At 61.0% G+C, this 16,593-nt stretch carries 17 protein-coding genes; 2 read left to right on the top strand and 15 right to left on the bottom strand.

Translation table 11 applies throughout. From position 1 onward, the window contains the following. Nucleotides 1-4: 4 nt before the first annotated feature. The 10 genes from ACVWZ4_RS21670 to ACVWZ4_RS21625 all read right to left on the bottom strand — a co-directional run bounded on the left by ACVWZ4_RS21670 (nt 5) and on the right by ACVWZ4_RS21625 (nt 12,120). Nucleotides 5-1,825: an AMP-binding protein gene (locus ACVWZ4_RS21670; RefSeq protein ID WP_456741144.1), complete on the bottom strand. Its 1,821-nt coding sequence runs from the start codon at nt 1,823-1,825 to the stop codon at nt 5-7. Between the two features lie 74 nt (nt 1,826-1,899). Further along, entirely contained in the window at nt 1,900-3,069 is a 1,170-nt protein-coding gene (locus tag ACVWZ4_RS21665; protein ID WP_456790327.1) for an iron-containing alcohol dehydrogenase, read from the bottom strand. Nucleotides 3,070-3,140: 71 nt separating this feature from the next. After that, nucleotides 3,141-4,346 (bottom strand): ABC transporter substrate-binding protein, encoded by a 1,206-nt coding sequence (locus tag ACVWZ4_RS21660; RefSeq protein WP_456763328.1) that lies wholly within the window; start codon nt 4,344-4,346, stop codon nt 3,141-3,143. Nucleotides 4,347-4,429: 83 nt separating this feature from the next. Further along, a complete protein-coding gene (locus ACVWZ4_RS21655) occupies nt 4,430-5,437 on the bottom strand; it encodes an NAD(P)H-dependent flavin oxidoreductase (RefSeq protein ID WP_456741142.1) in 1,008 nt (335 codons plus the stop codon). Between the two features lie 19 nt (nt 5,438-5,456). Beyond that, nucleotides 5,457-6,644: an acetyl-CoA C-acyltransferase gene (locus ACVWZ4_RS21650; protein WP_456741141.1), complete on the bottom strand. Its 1,188-nt coding sequence runs from the start codon at nt 6,642-6,644 to the stop codon at nt 5,457-5,459. Between the two features lie 15 nt (nt 6,645-6,659). Further along, on the bottom strand, nt 6,660-7,790 hold the full coding sequence (locus ACVWZ4_RS21645; RefSeq protein ID WP_456741140.1) for an acyl-CoA dehydrogenase family protein: 1,131 nt from the start codon (nt 7,788-7,790) through the stop codon (nt 6,660-6,662). Between the two features lie 105 nt (nt 7,791-7,895). After that, on the bottom strand, nt 7,896-9,077 hold the full coding sequence (locus tag ACVWZ4_RS21640) for an acyl-CoA dehydrogenase family protein (protein ID WP_456763329.1): 1,182 nt from the start codon (nt 9,075-9,077) through the stop codon (nt 7,896-7,898). A gap of 12 nt (nt 9,078-9,089) precedes the next feature. Further along, the gene (locus tag ACVWZ4_RS21635; RefSeq protein ID WP_456741139.1) at nt 9,090-9,827 is read right to left on the bottom strand and encodes an SDR family oxidoreductase; all 738 of its coding nucleotides are present in this window, start codon (nt 9,825-9,827) and stop codon (nt 9,090-9,092) included. 47 nt (nt 9,828-9,874) lie between these two features. Continuing rightward, entirely contained in the window at nt 9,875-11,422 is a 1,548-nt protein-coding gene (locus ACVWZ4_RS21630) for a class I adenylate-forming enzyme family protein (protein WP_456741138.1), read from the bottom strand. Between the two features lie 59 nt (nt 11,423-11,481). Continuing rightward, nucleotides 11,482-12,120: a DsbA family protein gene (locus ACVWZ4_RS21625; RefSeq protein ID WP_456741137.1), complete on the bottom strand. Its 639-nt coding sequence runs from the start codon at nt 12,118-12,120 to the stop codon at nt 11,482-11,484. Nucleotides 12,121-12,325: 205 nt separating this feature from the next. Here ACVWZ4_RS21625 and ACVWZ4_RS21620 point away from each other — a divergent pair, with 205 nt between their 5' ends. Further along, the gene (locus ACVWZ4_RS21620) at nt 12,326-12,808 is read left to right on the top strand and encodes a winged helix-turn-helix transcriptional regulator (protein ID WP_456742249.1); all 483 of its coding nucleotides are present in this window, start codon (nt 12,326-12,328) and stop codon (nt 12,806-12,808) included. A gap of 479 nt (nt 12,809-13,287) precedes the next feature. On the opposite strand, the gene ACVWZ4_RS21615 is transcribed toward ACVWZ4_RS21620, so the two are convergent. The 4 genes from ACVWZ4_RS21615 to ACVWZ4_RS21600 all read right to left on the bottom strand — a co-directional run bounded on the left by ACVWZ4_RS21615 (nt 13,288) and on the right by ACVWZ4_RS21600 (nt 15,423). Beyond that, complete coding sequence (locus ACVWZ4_RS21615; RefSeq protein WP_456741136.1) at nt 13,288-13,773, bottom strand: hypothetical protein; 486 nt, start codon at nt 13,771-13,773, stop codon at nt 13,288-13,290. Nucleotides 13,774-13,828: 55 nt separating this feature from the next. Then, nucleotides 13,829-14,155 carry a hypothetical protein gene (locus tag ACVWZ4_RS21610; protein ID WP_456741135.1) on the bottom strand — a complete coding sequence of 109 codons (327 nt, stop codon included), beginning with the start codon at nt 14,153-14,155 and terminating at the stop codon, nt 13,829-13,831. A gap of 48 nt (nt 14,156-14,203) precedes the next feature. Beyond that, nucleotides 14,204-14,386, bottom strand: coding sequence for a hypothetical protein (locus ACVWZ4_RS21605; RefSeq protein ID WP_456741134.1), 183 nt, complete (start codon nt 14,384-14,386; stop codon nt 14,204-14,206). A 140-nt stretch (nt 14,387-14,526) separates the two neighbouring features. Beyond that, nucleotides 14,527-15,423, bottom strand: a complete 897-nt coding sequence (locus tag ACVWZ4_RS21600; protein WP_456742248.1) for a LysR family transcriptional regulator — start codon at nt 15,421-15,423, stop codon at nt 14,527-14,529. A gap of 218 nt (nt 15,424-15,641) precedes the next feature. Between ACVWZ4_RS21600 and ACVWZ4_RS21595 the strand changes: the two genes are divergently transcribed. Further along, a complete protein-coding gene (locus ACVWZ4_RS21595; protein ID WP_456741133.1) occupies nt 15,642-15,782 on the top strand; it encodes a hypothetical protein in 141 nt (46 codons plus the stop codon). Nucleotides 15,783-16,149: 367 nt separating this feature from the next. Here ACVWZ4_RS21595 and ACVWZ4_RS21590 read toward each other — a convergent pair whose 3' ends face one another. Continuing rightward, nucleotides 16,150-16,425, bottom strand: coding sequence for a hypothetical protein (locus ACVWZ4_RS21590; protein WP_456741132.1), 276 nt, complete (start codon nt 16,423-16,425; stop codon nt 16,150-16,152). Nucleotides 16,426-16,593 lie beyond the last annotated feature (168 nt).

The raw sequence follows: 16,593 nt of genomic DNA, 5'->3' as shown, positions 1-16,593 counted from the left end.
CTCCTTAGATGACGATCACCTGACCGCACGGCTCGGACGAATAGATCAGCTCCATCTGCGCCGCCCGATTGATCAGGACAGCGCGTTGGTTGACATATGCCTTGTCAGTGATCTCGCCCGCCGCCAGCGAGGGCGGCTCTGCAAGAAGCGTGACGGCGCATACGCGCTCGCTGCTTCCGACACTGGCATTGTAAAGCCGCAAGCACTGCTGGAGAAACACGATCACACCGGGGTCACGGTTAAGGTCGCCATCGGCGTTGGTGGCGTGCGTCCTGGCCATGACCGGGTTCAACCAACCCAGCAAAGCGCAAGAGTGGCGATTTTCACCGGCGATGACGACATCCTGCAAGACACCGTGGGTAGCCGCCAGCGCCGCTGCCCGCAAATTGCCGACCGCCACCCATGTCCCGTTCGCGAGCTTGAAATTCTCCGAAACCCGGCCGGTGAAGCGCAGGCCACGGCTCGGGTTGGCAGGATCGATGAACGACACGGTATCGCCGACCCGATAGAACCCTTCTTCGTCAAAGGCCGCCGACGTCAGATCCGGCCGGCCAAGATAGCCTGGCGTCACATTGGGGCCGCGCACGCGGGCTTCGTAAGTGTCCCCGGCGGGGATGAGTTTCAACTCCACTCCCGGAGCCGGAAGTCCCAGCTCGCCCGGCGTGTCCGTTGCCCAATGCGTGGTGGCAATCGTGGGAGCCGTTTCGGTGGTACCGTAACCCGACATCACCGGAATGGGCCTGCCTTTCGCGGCATTCGCCAACTGATAAAGTTTGTCGAGCGTACTCCGCGATATCGCTGCGCCTGCGTAAGTCATCCGGTCGAGTTGTCGGAAAAAATTAATCCGCAAATCATGATCGGTTTCCAGGGCTTCGCACAACAGCGTATATCCCGCAGGCACGTTGAACATTGCGGTCGGCGATACGTCTTTCAGATTGGCAATCGTCTTGTGAAACAATTGCGGGACCGGACGTCCCTCGTCGATATGGAGTGTACCACCATGCTTCAAAATGCCGTGCAGGATGACGTTGCCTCCCATCGTGTGATGCCAGGGAAGCCATTCGACCTGCACCGGTGCCTCGCGAGGCGATACCAGCAACGTTCCCATCAGCAATGCACTTGCCATCATCCTGTGCGTGTTGATCACGCCCTTCGGCAGCCCCGTCGAACCTGATGTGAACAGAATCTTTGCGGCCGCCTCCTTGTCAATCGAACGAAAGGCCTGCTCGAATTCTGCGCCGGGCCGCGTCAGATAGAGTGACTGCAGTGAGACGACCTCGGACCCTTGATCCATTGCGATCCATGTCGCGGACGAAAGCTCCGGGATCTTGCGTGCGCCCGAATAGGCCTCACTGTTCTGCACAAAGACGAAGGACGGCTGAAGCAGCGTCGCAATATCCTGCAGGCGAGCCAACCCACCCGGCATCGACGAATAGTTCGGCGATATCGGAGCGGCGATGATCCCTACAGACATCGCCGCGAACATCATGACCGCATGCTCGATCGAATTGCCGGAGAGGATGGCCAACCTGTCGCCGCGCTTGGCCCCCAGATCGATCATGGCCTGCCCGACCGACTGCACGCGTTGCCATAGTTCGGCGTAAGAGAGCTTCTGCCACTCGCCGTCGCCGCCGCGCTGGGCAAGAAATACCCGTTGTGGCGCCTTCTCCGCCCATTCCGGAATGTAATCCAGGATCGACCATTGCGGGGTCTCGAACGCGATCGGGGACCGCAGGACGAGCGTCCCGTCGGAACGTTTCTCGACCCGGATTTCCCGTGGCGCGAATTGGGGCCCTTCTGAGAGGACCGATTGATGAAGGGTCATGCGGCTGCTCCTATCCGACGATCGATGTTTCGCGTTGAATCCAGAAGGTCCAGCCCGCTGGGGCCGCGCCGCCTCTATGCAGCAAGCCTGAGAATGTCGACGATATCTTCCGGCCCCTTGATGGTCCTCGGGTTCGCCCGGGTAAACACCGACAGCATCGCGTTACGACCGATCAGCTCAAACTTGTCCTGGGTCACGCCGACCTCCGAAAGATGGCCGGGTAATTCCAATCGGGTTATGAATTGGGCGAAGGTATCGCTGGCCGTGGCGTCCGGTGCTCGCCAAGCCTTGGCTATTCGCTTTTGCGCCTCGTCCGTCACCGGCTGATTGTACTTCAGCACACTCGGCATCATGACCGCCGTGCAAAGGTAATGCGGAACATCGCAGGTACCGCCCAGCACATGTCCGATCGCATGGCTTGCTCCCATCGGAACGCGACATTGCAAGCCGAAGGCGGACATCCAGGAGCCAAGCTGGCAGTATTGCCGAGCTTCCAGATCGTCCGGATTTTTCTTCGTGGCCAGCAGCCCGTCGTACAGATACCGCAGACCGCGCAGGCACACACTTTCCACCAGAGGATTGCCTCTCGGCGAACAGATGGCTTCGATCCCGTGGTCCATCGCGCGCGTGCCGGATCCAAGCCACAGCGTCTGCGGAGTGTGCCGCGTGATCCGGGGATCCAGGATGATCGACAGCGGCATCATCAATGGGTGGCTGAATATCTGCTTCAGCTTCCTGCGTGAGTCCGTCACCAGCGTTCCGGAGTTATACTCTCCGCCGGAGAGCGTGCTGGGGATCGCGATCATTCTGACCTTCGGAGCGCGAAATGGACCGGGCCGCGGCCCCTCCGGCGTCGAGACCAGTTCAAATCCATCGAGGCCGGACTCGTCCGTGATATTGTGTTCAAGGCACATCAGGACGATTTTGGCCGCATCGACCACGGATCCGCCTCCCACGGCGACGATCAAATCCGCTTTCGCCGCTGCGGCAGCCGCTGTCGCCGCAACAGCCGACGCGCGCGTCGTATGCTGCGGAACGCCATCAAAGTTACCGGCATATCGGCCGCCTAGCGCGGTGCGGATCTTCTCGATCTCGTCAGTGTGCGTGTTCAGCGTTTTGCTGACGATCAGGAATACGCGCTTGGCATCACGCTTCTCGGCTTCCTCGCGCAAGGCCTGACCGGCCGGCTTTCCGAAGATCACCTGATCCATCGGCGGATATTGATGAAATCCGACTATAGTCATGCTGGTTCTCCATTGGTGGCCGTCATCGCGAAATAGGGAATCCACCGTGCTTCAAGTGCTCTCCGCCGGCATCACTCGGAGCTTGCGTCCAGAACCCCGCCGAGCGGTTCCCAGTTGCTCCCGGTCCAGCGCTGCAACTGCATTTGACTCCAGATCATGTTGTTAGTTTCGCTAGTGTTGGCTTCGATTCCCGGGGAGGCTGTCGGAAGTACGACATGGCTGAGCGATTTGGCCTGCTTGACGATATTTTTGCGGGAGAGATCGTTGCCACACTGCAGAAGTATCCTTTCAAGAATCATCCCCTGCATGTAGCCGGAGAGATAACTGGAGTTCTCGAAGTCCGCGCCCGGCAGATACTTGTTAAAGAACGCCTTGTAGGCCTCAATCCCTTCGTCACCACTCCACCTCGAATCGGTTGGGTCCTTGTTGATGGTACCGACGATGACGCCGGTCGAGTTTTCCAGACCCGCCGGTTTCAACGTGCCCCCGATCGAACTCGACGGAAAGTTGACGATGACCTTGGCCTTCCAGCCGGTCTCGGCAACCTTGCGGATCGCCTGCGCGGCAAACTTCGGCGTCCCGGCAACGAACAGCGCTTCGGCGCCCGAACTCTTCAGATTGACGACCTGCGAGTCCACGGTAGGCTCGGTCACCTCATAGGCCGCGGTGACGACACGCTTGTCGAATTCTCCCTTCAGAAACGACTTGAAGGCGTTGACGTAATCCTTGCCCAGGTCGTCGTTCTGGAAAAGAATCGCATATTTCGCGCCAGGTAACGCCTTGTCGAGAAACTTGGCGTATATTCTTCCCTCGGTCTGGTAGCTGACGAGGCCGGTGGTCGTCAGCGGGTAATCGCCGATCTCGGTGAATTTACTGGAGCCACTGAACATCGCGATCGAAGGAATGCCTTTGCCCCTGAGATATTTGGCCGTCGCCGAATTGCCGGGCGTACCGAGTTGTCCGAAGATGAACGATACCTCGTCGCTTTCGACCAGCTTGCGGGCGTGCTCGATTGCTTTCGGAGGACTGTAGGCGTCGTCCATCGCGATGTAGTTGATCTTGCGGCCGTTGATGCCGCCGCGATCGTTGATCGACCGCACGTAGGCGACCACTCCCTTGCCAACGAGCCCGATCGACGACGCCGGACCGCTGAACGGGAATATCCCGCCGATCTTGATTTCCGTACTGGTGACTCCGGGCTCGTCGGCGGCCAGAGCCGATGACGCGAGCAGCGATGCGGTCACACATGCGGCCGCGAAGCCTGGTCTGATACCCATGTCTCTCTCCCTTTGCGCCGGTTCGAGCCCCGCGCTTTGCTTCTCTGGTAGTCAGGTCGTGTGGCCGGACGAGCCGGCCCACGTCATGCGACTTTCATCGCCTTTAGAGGCTCGGTGCCATCGAGGAATCCAACCAGACGCTGGCGGATGATCGCTTCCGCTTCTGCCATGATGCGATCGATCAGCTCCTTGACCGTCGGGATGTCGTGGATCAGCCCGACCACCATGCCGCAGCTCCATGCCCCGGCATCCATCTGCCCATCGACCATCACCTTCGGATAGACGCCGGCCACCTGGTCGAGGATGTCGTCGATCTTCAGGCTTGCGCCCTTCTCGCGCTCGATCTCGAGCAGCTCATCGACGCCCTTGTTCCTGAGCACGCGTTCGGTGTTTCGCAGGGCACGCATCACCAGAACCGTGTCGAGCTCGGTCGCCTTGATGAGCGCCTGCTTCACGTTGTCATGGACGGGAGCTTCCTTGGTGGCCACGAAGCGAGTGCCCATGTTCATGCCAGCCGCGCCCATTGATAGCGCCGCAACGAGGCTTCGCGCATCCGCCATGCCGCCGGAGGCTACGAACGGAATACTCAGCTCATCCGCCGCCCGTGGCAGCAGGATCATGTTCGGGATGTCGTCCTCATCGGGATGACCGCCGCACTCGAAGCCATCAACGCTGACGGCGTCGCAGCCGATCTTCTCGGCCTTCAGCGAATGCCGCACCGAGGTGCATTTGTGGATCACCTTGATGCCCGCTGCCTTCAGCGCCGGCATGTACGCCTCCGGGCTGCGACCCGCTGTCTCGACCGCCTTGATTCCGCCTTCGCGAATGGCTGCGATGTATTCCGGATAGGGCGGGGCGGACAGCGTCGGCAAGAAGGTGAGGTTCACGCCGAACGGCTTGTCGGTCATGTCGTGGCAGCGCGCGATCTCCTTGGCGAGGAGCTCCGGCGTTTTCTGCGTCAAGCCCGTGATGATGCCGAGACCGCCGGCATTCGACACGGCCGCAGCCATCCCGGCGAAGCCGACATAGTGCATGCCGCCCTGGATGATCGGATGCTGGATGCCGAACAGTTCGGTTATTGCTGTCTTCACGTGAAAGCTCCGTTTCCGATCAGTGGACGATTTCGAACAGGCCGGCCGCGCCCATGCCGCCGCCAATGCACATGGTCACGACGCCGTATTTGGCCTTGCGTCGGCGGCCCTCGATGAGCAGGTGGCCGGTGAGGCGCGAGCCGGTCATGCCGTAGGGGTGACCGATCGCGATCGAACCGCCATTAACGTTGAGCTTGTCGGGATCGATGCCGAGCTTGTCGCGGCAATAGATCACCTGCACCGCATATGCCTCGTTGAGCTCCCAGAGATCGATGTCATCGATCTTCAAATTGTGACGCTTGAGCAGCCGCGGGATCGCGGCGACCGGGCCGACGCCCATCTCGTCCGGCTCGACGCCGGCGGCGACGAAGCCGCGAAAGATGCCGAGCGGCTTGAGGCCCTTTCTCGCCGCGATCTTGTCGCTCATGATCACGCATGCCGAGGCGCCATCCGATAGCTGGCTGGCATTGCCCGCGCTGATAGTCTTGCCCTCGAACACCGGCTTGATCCTGGCGAGCCCCTCGGCGGTGGTTTCCGGGCGCGGGCCTTCGTCCCTCGTGAGAGTCACCTGCTCGAAGGTGATCTCCTTGGTGTCCTTGTTGACGAGCGCCATTCTGGTCGTGAACGGCACGATCTCGTCATTGAACCGGCCGGCCTGCAAGGCGGCGCCGACACGGCGCTGGCACTCGAGGCTATATTCGTCCTGCTTGTCGCGCCCGATCTTGTAGCGCTCGGCGACGACCTCGGCGGTGTCGAGCATCGACATGTACATTTCGGGCTTCATTGCCATCAGCTCGTCGTCGACGGCGTGGTACTTGTTCATGTGCTCGTTCTGAACGAGGCTGATCGACTCGATACCGCCGCCGATCGCGACCTCGACGCCGTCGAGCATGATCGAACGTGCGGCTACCGCGATCGCCTGGAGGCCGGAGGCGCATTGCCGGTCAATGGTGGTGCCCGCGACCGTGACGGGCAGACCGGCCCGGATCGCGCCCTTGCGCGCCACGTTCATCACCATCGTGCCTTGCTGCATCGCGCAGCCCATCACGACGTCTTCCACCTCATCAGGTGCGATGCCGGCGCGCTTCACCGCTTCGGCCATCACGTGCCCTGCCATGGTCGGGCCGTCCGTGTTGTTGAGCGCGCCGCGATAGGCCTTGCCGACGGCTGTGCGTGCGGTGGAAACAATGACTGCTTCAGTCGTCATGCTGACCTCTTCTGGTTACGCGGCCGCGTCCAGCTGCGCGTAGCGCAGCAGGTGGAACGCGGGATCGCCGAACTGGATGTTGATGGAGGAGATACGCTTGAAATAATGCCCGACGTTGAGCTCGTCGGTCATTCCCATGCCACCGTGAAGCTGCACCGCCTGGTCGGCGACGTACCTCCCGGCATAGCCGATCTTCGATTTGGCACCGGAGGCGAGCCGCGACAATCCGGTATCGCGGGTGCTAAGGCTGAGATTGAAGTGCTGCATCAGCGAGAGCGCCTCCTGATGGGCGATGAACATGTCGACCATGCGATGCTGAAGCACCTGGAAGGAGCCGATGGTGGTTCCGAATTGTTTGCGAGTCTTGGAATAGTCCAGCGTCGCGGCATTCAACTCGCCGATGGCGCCGACCGCCTCAGCGCAGAGCGCCCCGATGGCGCGGTCGCGGGCACCTTTCAACGCCGCAACGCCCTCCCCTTCCCGCCCGAGCAATTGCCCGTGGACCTCGCGCAGGCTTATCTCCGCGGCGCGGCGGCCATCGATCGTCTTGAAGCTCTGGAGATCGAGGCCGGCGGCGCGGCGGTCGACCACGAACAGGCTAACACCGCCGCGGTCATGCTCGTCGCCCGAGGTCCGCGCCGAAACGATCAGATGGTCGGCCCAGGGCGCGGCGATCACCATGGTCTTCGCGCCGCTCAGCACGTAGTCGTTGCCTTCGCGCCGCGCCCGCGTCGTGACATGGGTGAAATCGAAGCGCGATGCTTTCTCCGTCCAGGCCAGCGCCCAGATCCTGGAGGCGTCGATAATGCCGGGAATGAAGGCCTGCTGCTGCTCGGACGTGCCGACATACTCGATCAATCCGCCGGCCAGCACCACCGTCTCGACGAAGGGCTCGACGACGAGGTGGCGGCCGAACTCATGCATGATGATCATGGTCGACAACGGACCGCCGCCGAGACCTCCGGCGTCTTCCGAGAAGGACGCGGCGAGCAGGCCGAGTTCGGCGAAGGCGCGCCAGTGCGTCCGGCTGAAGCCGTCCTCGCTTGCCACGATCTTGCGCCGCGCCTCGAAATCATACTGGTCACGCAGGAGTCGCTGGACGCTGGAGCGCAGCAATTCCTGCTCTTCCGTGAACTGAATATCCATCCGATCCTCCCACATCCGCGACTAAAGCGCGGTGAGTTCACGCTTCAGGTATTGGTTGCGCATGATCTTTTCGGAAAATCGCTTCGCGCTTTTCCGGATCATGCGTTAGAGCCCGAGCACGGCCTTGGCGATGATGTTGCGCTGGATCTCGTTTGATCCGCCATAGATGCTGAGCTTGCGCGCGTTGAGGTATTTCTCCGACGCGGTGTGGCCGTAATCGGGGCCCGGCATGAAGCGATTGGCGCTGACCGGATGCTCGCGGATGGCAAGACCGTAAGTGCCGATGGCGCGGTGGGCAAGCTCGGTGATGTCCTGGAAGATCTCGGTGCCGCGGATCTTGAACAGCGAGGCCGCCGGACCCGGATCGATGCCGCGCGCCATCTGGGCGACCACGCGCAACTCGGTCGCCTCAAGCGCCAGCACGTCGAGTTCGATGCGGGCGATGTCGCGCAGGAATTCGAGATGAGCCGGATCATCGGCCGGGATCTCGGCTTTGACGACCTGCTTCAGCTTGTTGATGTAGCGGGTGGAGCGGCCGATGCCGGCCATGCTGGTGCGCTCGTTGCCGAGCAGGAATTTGGCGTAGGTCCAGCCTTTGTTCTCCTCGCCGACCAAATTCTCAACCGGCACGCGGACATCTTCGAGAAAGACGTCGTTGACCTCGTGGCTACCGTCGATCGTGATGATCGGCCGCACGGTGACGCCTGGCGACTTCATGTCGATCAGCAGGAAGGAGATGCCGGATTGCGGCTTCGCGTTCGGATCGGTCCGTACCAGGCAGAAGATCCAGTCGGCATGCTGCGCCAGCGTGGTCCAGGTCTTGTGGCCGTTGACGATGTAGTGGTCGCCGTCCCGCACCGCCTTCGTTCTGACGGTCGCAAGATCCGAGCCGGAGCCCGGCTCGGAATAGCCCTGACACCACCAATCTTCGCCGGACAGAATCCGCGGCAGGAATTTCTTCTTCTGCGCCTCGTTGCCGAAGGTGTAGATGACGGGACCGACCATGGTGACGCTGAAAGCCAGCGGCGGCAGCGTCCCGGCCCGCGAGGTTTCCTGCTCGAAGATGAAGCGCTGCGTAATCGACCAGCCGGGACCGCCATACTCCTTCGGCCACAACGGCGCGACCCAGCCCTTCTTGTAGAGAATGCGATGCCAGAGCAGCGACTGGTCCTTGGTCAGATCGGTCTCGGGATTCGGAACGCGCATTTCCGCCGGATAGTTCTCCGCGATGAAGGCGCGCACTTCATCGCGAAAGGCCGCGTCCTCTGGCGATAGCGCGAGCTCCATCGCTGATCTCCCTTACCACTTCTCGCCGAAGGGACGGATTTCCAACTCAAACGTCCACGCGCTCTTCGGCTGCTGATAGAGCTGCCAATAGGACGCGGCGACCGACGAAGGCGGCATCAGTAGATCAGGATTGTCTAGCGCGTTGGGGCCAAGCGCTTTGAGCCGGAGCTGTCGCACCCATTCGGTATCGACGCCGGAGTCGATGATGAGATGGGCGACGTGGATGTTCTTCGGCCCCAGTTCGCGCGCCATCGCCTGCGCGACCGCACGTAGCCCGAACTTGGCGCTGGCGAAGGCGGCATAGCCGCTGCCGCCGCGCAACGAGGCGGTCGCACCGGTGAAGAAGATGTTGCCGCCGCCACGCGGCAGCATCAGCCGCGCCGCTTCACGTCCCGCCAGGAAGCCGGAATAGCAGGCCATTTCCCAGACCTTACGGAAGACGCGCTCGGTGGTGTCGAGGATCGGGAAGTTGACGTTCGCACCGATGTTAAAGATGCAGACTTCCAGCGGAGCGAGCTTGTCGGCATCGTTGAGGAACGAGATGATCTCTTCCTCCTTGCGCGCATCGAGCGAGCGGGCGTGGATTTCACCGCCAGCCGCCTCGATCTCCTTGACCAGCGGTGCGAGCTTGTCGCCATTGCGGCGGCCGGCAAACACCGTAAAGCCTTCGGCAGCGAATTTCTTGGCAATCTCACCGCCGATATAGTCCCCTGCGCCGATCACGGCCACGGTGGCGTTTCTCTTCTGCATGATGTTCTCCACTGTGTTCTGCAAACGTTGTTGCCGAGTGAGCTGCCTTAGCTGCCGCGCAACTGCTCCGCCAATTTATGCTTCAGGATCTTTCCGGTCGATGTCGCCGGAAGCGCGTCGAGCAGGATGATTTCCGTCGGGCGCTTGTACGAGGTGAGCTGGGGAGCAACATGCGCCAGCAAATCTTGCGCGGTCGCAGTCGACCCCTTGATCAACTGGACGAACGCCACGACCTCTTCGTTCCCCTCGACCTGCCGTCCGACCACGGCGCACTGAACCACCGCATCATGGGTGCTGATGACGGCCTCGATCTCGGCGGGGTAGACGTTGAAGCCCGAGCGGATAATCATCTCCTTGGTACGCCCGACGATGTAGAGAGCCTCGCCCTCAAAGCGAGCAAGATCTCCGGTATTGAACCAGCCGTCGGGATCAACAGCCTTTGCCGTGAGGTCGGGCGCGCGGTAGTAGCCCCTCATCACGTTCGGACCGCGAACATGAAGCTCGCCCACCTCGCCGTTGGCAACCACCCTACCGTCGCGACCGACGAGCCTCGCTTCGACACCCGGCAAGACGGTGCCGACGGCGTGGTCAGTCCGCGGCGCATCCGGCCGCACGCCGGAAATCCCGGGGGAGCACTCGGTGATGCCGTAGCCGTTGAGCAGCGAAAGGCCGAGCTCTTGCTCGACCCGCGATTTGAGGTCGAGATCGAGCGGCGCGCCGGCGACCGCGATCAGGCGCAGTGCGCCGCGATCGAGCTTCGGCAGACCAGCGTTGCGGCGATATTCGAGCAGGCGCTGATAGGTGGCCGGCACCCCGTTGAGGATGGTGATGCCCTCATCGGTCATCGCCTTCACAAGCGCGGCAGGATCGTATTTGGCAACGAGGCGCACGGTCGCGCCGACCATCAGCGTCATCGTCAGCAGCGAAATGCCGACGATGTGCGAAATCGGCAGCACGCAATATTGCACGTCGGCTGCCGTCATGGCGCGCAGGAAGGCGGTGCCGCGCGCGCTGAACAGAAGATTGCGATGCGTCAGCATCACGCCCTTTGGCGTCCCCGTCGTCCCCGAGGTGTAGATCAGGACCGCGACCTGGTTTCCACCGTCGGGCTCGACCAGCTCAGGTGCGGTGATTTCGTTGAGCGACGTGACACCAATGCCATGGAGCGCGCCGACATCCTGCACCGATGCACCCAGGCGCGCGGCGTGGGCGGCCGCCTCCTGGGACACCTCAGCAGTCAGGAATATCCGACGTGCGCCGCTATGATCGCTGATCTGGTCGAGCTCGCGTGCCGAAAGACGAGGATTGGCGACGATCGCCCAGGCATCCAATCGGCTCGCAGCGAGGATCAGACAGGCCAGTGGAATTGAATTTTCGCTGACGATCAGCATGCGATCGCCGGCGCGCACGCCGAGCACCTCGAGCGCTTCTACAACCGCGCTCACGGTTCGATCCAGCGCGCGATAGGTCAGGCAGCCCTGGTCGTCGACCAGCGCCAGCTTGTCGGGCGTTGCATCGACGTACCGGTCCATGACCTCATGAAGCCGGTTCGGCAAAGTCCCGAGAATGGCGTGCGCGGTCTGCGTCGAAGCCACCGACCAATCCTCCCTGTGACGGCTCTTCGAGCCTCGTTGTTACCTTCGCGCGATCTTAACTACGCGGACTTGCGCTGACCCGCGGCGAGCTGAGCTACAATCTCTTCTTCGACTTCGCGCAACTTGTCCTTGCCGAAGAAGATCTCTTCCCCGACGTAGAAGGTCGGCGAGCCGAACGAGCCGCGCGCGACGGCAGCACTGGTGTTTTCGATCAGCTTCTTCTTGACCTCGTCCAGCTGCGCACGGGCAATGATTCGGTCGATGTCGAGGCCAGCGGACGCGAATGCCGCGCGAAACACCTGCAGATCATCCATCTTCTTCGGCTCAACCCACATGTGGTGATAAGCGGCGCGGAAATAGGGTTCGAACATCCCTTCGAACTGTGCCGCAACCGCCCCCCGCATCAGCATCAGGGTGTTCACGGGGAAGAACGGGTTGAACTGAAATTTCGTGATGTTGTGGCGGCGCAGGAAACGCTCCGTCTCGAGCGCATTGTATTCTGGCTTGTTCTTGATGCCGCGCAGCGACTCGCCGGGCGACATGTTGCCGGTCGCCTTGTAGACGCCGCCGAGCAGCACCGGCACGTAGTCGAACTTGACTCCCGTCCGCTGTTCGATGGCAGGCAGCGCCAGCTCCGCGAGGTAGGCGTTGGGGCTGCCGAAATCGAAGTGAAACTCGACCTTGAGCGGAGCTGCCATTTCACGCCCTTCTCTTTAACGGCGGCGATTGCCGGCTAACCGATTGAAAAGTGCCGTAACCTCTAAAGTTCTATTTCAGAACTGTCAATATGATGATCATCATTCAATTTCCTAGCTCTCGTGAAAAACCGGGCATCCTATTGAAAAACAGTGAGTTCTAATTTAGAATTTATTTTTGAAGATCGCAGATTCGCTGGAGACTTTGATGAAATGGAGTGCTCTCGAAGAAGAGCCGTGCTCACTGGCCCGCACCGTGGCGGTCATTGGTGACCGCTGGAGCCTGCTCGTCCTGCGCGAATGTTTCTTGCGCATCCGCAGATTCGATGACTTTCAAGCGTCACTTGGAATCACCCGGCATCTGCTCGCCGATCGGCTGAAAAAATTGGTACGCTTTGGCGTATTGCGTAAGATTCCCTACCAGGAAGCGCCGAAGCGCTACGAATATATCCTGACGCAGAAAGGTCTCGACCTCTATCCGATCATCATGTCAATCGTGCATTGGGGCAACGTCCACATGGTCGACTCGCGCGGACGGCCGCTGCTGCACGAACACAAGAACTGCCACAAGATGTTTGATCCCGTCATGGTCTGCTCCGAGTGCGGCGAGCCGCTGACGGCGAAGGCGGTTCACGTTCATCCGGGCCCCGGCGCGCGGAAACTCACCCGCACCGACGCAGCCGCACGATGATCGCCTGACGCGGCTCAGCAGTCCCCGGCCGAAACACCAGCATTGCATCGAGCGAACCAGTAATCGGGAAGAGTTTCGTCAGGTCCGCGCTGGGAGACCAATACCCCGAACAACTCGCGCCTCCCGAATAGCCGCTCCATGTCCCACGACCGGTATTACTCAAGAGCCGACCTCAGCCGGACGCATATGTGCCCGGAACGCTCACCGACGCGCGGACGACGCTGTCAGTGATGTCGACCGAGCAATTCTAGGTCGGCTCGCACGCTCCGCTCTGCGTCACGAAGAAAAGTTCCCAAGACCCGTCGTACGCCGAGCGGGCCTGTGGCTTCGGCCACTCGGATGCCGGCGAACGCCAGATTATTCTGCCTGTTCACCTTGCCCCTTCCGGAGCAGTCCGTTGGGGTCATCTCTCAACCAGAACTCTGGGCAACATCCTACTAGGCGCCCTCAATGAGGGCACCGGGGCGCTATCCAACTGCTTAGGCGGCGAGGTCGGAAATGTCTGGGTCTGGCCGTCCAGCCCTGCCGTTCCGGGCTTCGATGGCCTTGACCGAGTTTTCAAATGCCCTTTCCAGAACACCCCTGCCGATGGTCCCGAGCACGAAGCCGAGCAGCCGCCCCATCAGGTTTTTGCCGTCTCGTATCACGACCACATCAATGTCGGTCGTGCCGTCGGGTTTACGCGTAAAGGCATAGCTGTGACCTGAGGCACCACCCCACACGTTGGAGTCGGTTGTCGTGAGAACAACGCGCTCAGGATCAGACCAGTCATAATGCAGGCGCTCCCAGATCCCGCCCGAGCCCTCCGTGACATCGGCAAAGGAGTTGCCTCGGTGATGCACCTCGAGATAGGCATCGGCGCTGTTGCCGAAGAGCTTCGAGCGGCCGGGCCCGAAATCGGTCAGGCCGGCGACGTACTGTTCGGGCGTCGCTGTGGTCTTCCGATGAAGATGGACGGTGGACATGTGCGGTTTCCCTCTCTGCGCTCCGCTTGGTGAGCGCAGCCGTTCAAGTTGAACTTTAGTTCGAGCCCGTGGCCGGTTTACGGACCAGCACGCTGTCCCCTTCCCGGCTGATCTCGATCACGCGCGCTGGCTGCGGTGTCGAGAGAAGCAAGCTCTGACCGGGAGTAAGAAGAGATACGACGCGGATCGGTGTTCCTGACTCGCCCTGTGCCAGGGTCGCGACCACGCGGAATCCATCGCGTTCGACAGTATAGTAGGCGACCCCCGATATCGCGCCAAGGTCAATGCTCTTGCCCTCGATTGGGCGCAGCCCTTCTGCCTGGGCGGCCGTCAGGGAGGCGATACCAAATGCAGCGGCGAAAAGCGTGTTGCGGATTGTCATGACGATTTCTCCTGATGGTTGACGATCGAGCACCGCGGAAGTCGTTGATCACGACAACGGTTCGCCGCCCCGATGAATCCAGGTGCCATTGACGACGATCGGTGCGTTGTTCGACTGACCGTTGACCGGATCGGCCGGCGGGAAGACGCTGTCGTAGATCGCGCGGGCTTCTCGTATTAGGCGGAGCCGGTCGCGCTCGGCCTTCGGGATAAATTGGATGACTTCACCCATGTTCGCCTCCAGTTGGTAACGCCGTTTTCGGCGGGTCATGACTGGAGGTGGGGCGAAAGGCCCGGGTCAACAGGAGCGGAAAGCGGAAGTCATCCTTCCGGATTTTGGAAGCCCGGCAGCGGAGTGAGCACGGCCTCGGTTTACTCGGCGAAAACTCGCTTCAGCCGCGGCGCTGCAAAGTCCAAGAACGCTCTGACCTTGATCGGCAGAAACCGGTGGGCGGTATAGACCAGATTGACCGGCATTGACGGCGGCTGGAATTCATCCAGCACGGTTGTCAGGGCTCCCGCTTCCGAACCAACCTCGAGTTGGTAAGCAAACGCGATGGAAATTCCCACGCCAGCGCGGGCAGCCGTACAAGCCGCTTCCGCGCTGCCGACGGTGAGCCGCGTATGCACCGGCGCGGCTATGGTCGCCTTGCCTCTGACGAATGTCCAGACATCGGGTGGTGAGAAGCCGGGATAGCTGATGCAATCATGCCTGGCCAAATCTTCAGGGGTACGCGGCGTTCCGCGCGCCGCCAGGTAGGCGGGACTGGCGCATACCACCCGGCGCGTCGTGCCGAGCCGTAGCGCGACCAGGCTCGAGTCCGGCAATTCGCCGATGCGTACCCCGACATCGATTTGCTCCTGGGCAAGGCTCAACTTCTGATCTGTGGGGATCATTCTGACCTTGATGTCCGGATAGGTCTTGAGGAAGTCCGCAACGATCGGCATCAGAATGATGCGCCCAAGACCCAATGGTGTGGTTACCGCCAGCTCGCCTGTCGGCATGGTATACTCGCCGGACGCCGTACGCTCCGCTTCGAGCACATCCGTGAGGATGCGCTTGCAAGCCGCAACGTAGGACGTGCCTGCATCCGTCAGCACCAGTTGCCGGCTCGATCGATTGAAGAGCTTGGTCCGCAGGTGAGCCTCGAGCTCGGATACGTTGCGACTGACTGTTGTGAGTGGCGTTTTTAATCGCCGCGCCGCCGCGGACAAGCTGCCCTGCTCGACCACGGTCAGAAAGGTCGACATCGCTTCCAGGCGATCCATCGGGTCCCTTTCATAATTCGGGAAGTTAGCTTCCGATTTTGCCATATCATGCCGGGCTGCGGAAGAAGGCGTTGCTTGGGTAAGCGGGTTGGTCATCGAACCTTCCGATGCTTGGAAGGGCGCTTTCCACGAACAAGCCTTTCCAAAGCGGGTCCTTCAATCGATCTCCTTGAATGATGGCGCGGAAAGCGCCGTCCTGAATAGCGAAGGAGACTTCAATGACAACGCCTTTCGAATCCCACCGGTACGAAATCCAACACAACGACGACGCCGACTTCGTCACCTACCAACGCAGGTCGAACGACGGCGTGTGGCAGACAGTTTCGGTGTGGATGATTCCGAATTCGGCGGATTACTGAGTGCTGGCCGGCCCCTCGCGGGGCCCACCGGTCCTTCAATTTGCAACTAGAGCGAGGCACTGGTCACTCCGCCGCCAGCTCGTGGTGTCGCGGCGGCTAGTCGAAAAGTGGAAGGTTCCACCTCCGTAGCCTTGCCGCGGGAAATCCGCGACGTCCGGGATTCGATCGGCGATAACCTGCCCGGAGTGTCTGCCCCCGGACTGTTCGCGGACTTCCGTCGGCTGCAAAAGCTAAAAATCAAGATCCACCCGAGCCCCGCAATTTATAGTCAGATTGCGCTAGAGGCCCCGTTGTCAGGGGTTATCGATGCCGATAAAGCCGAAGGATCGAGTTGAGCGCGGATTTCTGAGCGTGCGAAGAGGAGAGTTCAGCTACGTGGCTGAACACGTGAACGTTTTATGGTGGACGATACGACCCGATCGTAGGTCTCGAGCGCCGCCTCCGTCGCCAACTCGACCATTTCGCGGTAGGCCCCCTCGTTCACTTGAGTGAAACTGTCGCGGATTGCTTCGGCCAACTCTGCTTCGGTGACCGATGATCGATTTGCCTCTGTTTGTCTCGTAAGGTGGCTATACAGATTGAGACGGTACGCTTCGGTCGAAAGTTGCCACGCCCAATCTTCGAGATCTAGTTGTTCAATCATCAGCGCTATGCAGAAGCGGAGGGATGGAAAGGAATGACACCCGCGGGCGAGGAGCAGATAGCGAACGCAGATCGATTTGAAAACCAACCCTCGGTTGGCCCAATACCCGGCTCTGGTTGTGTCGGCTTAAGTCGATCTCGTAGCGCGCTCGGTCGATCCGGAATAGCA

The organism is Bradyrhizobium sp. USDA 4472, assembly GCF_054058595.1.
The sequence above is the reverse complement of the archived record's forward strand: the minus strand, read 5'-3'. Positions and strand labels throughout refer to the sequence as shown.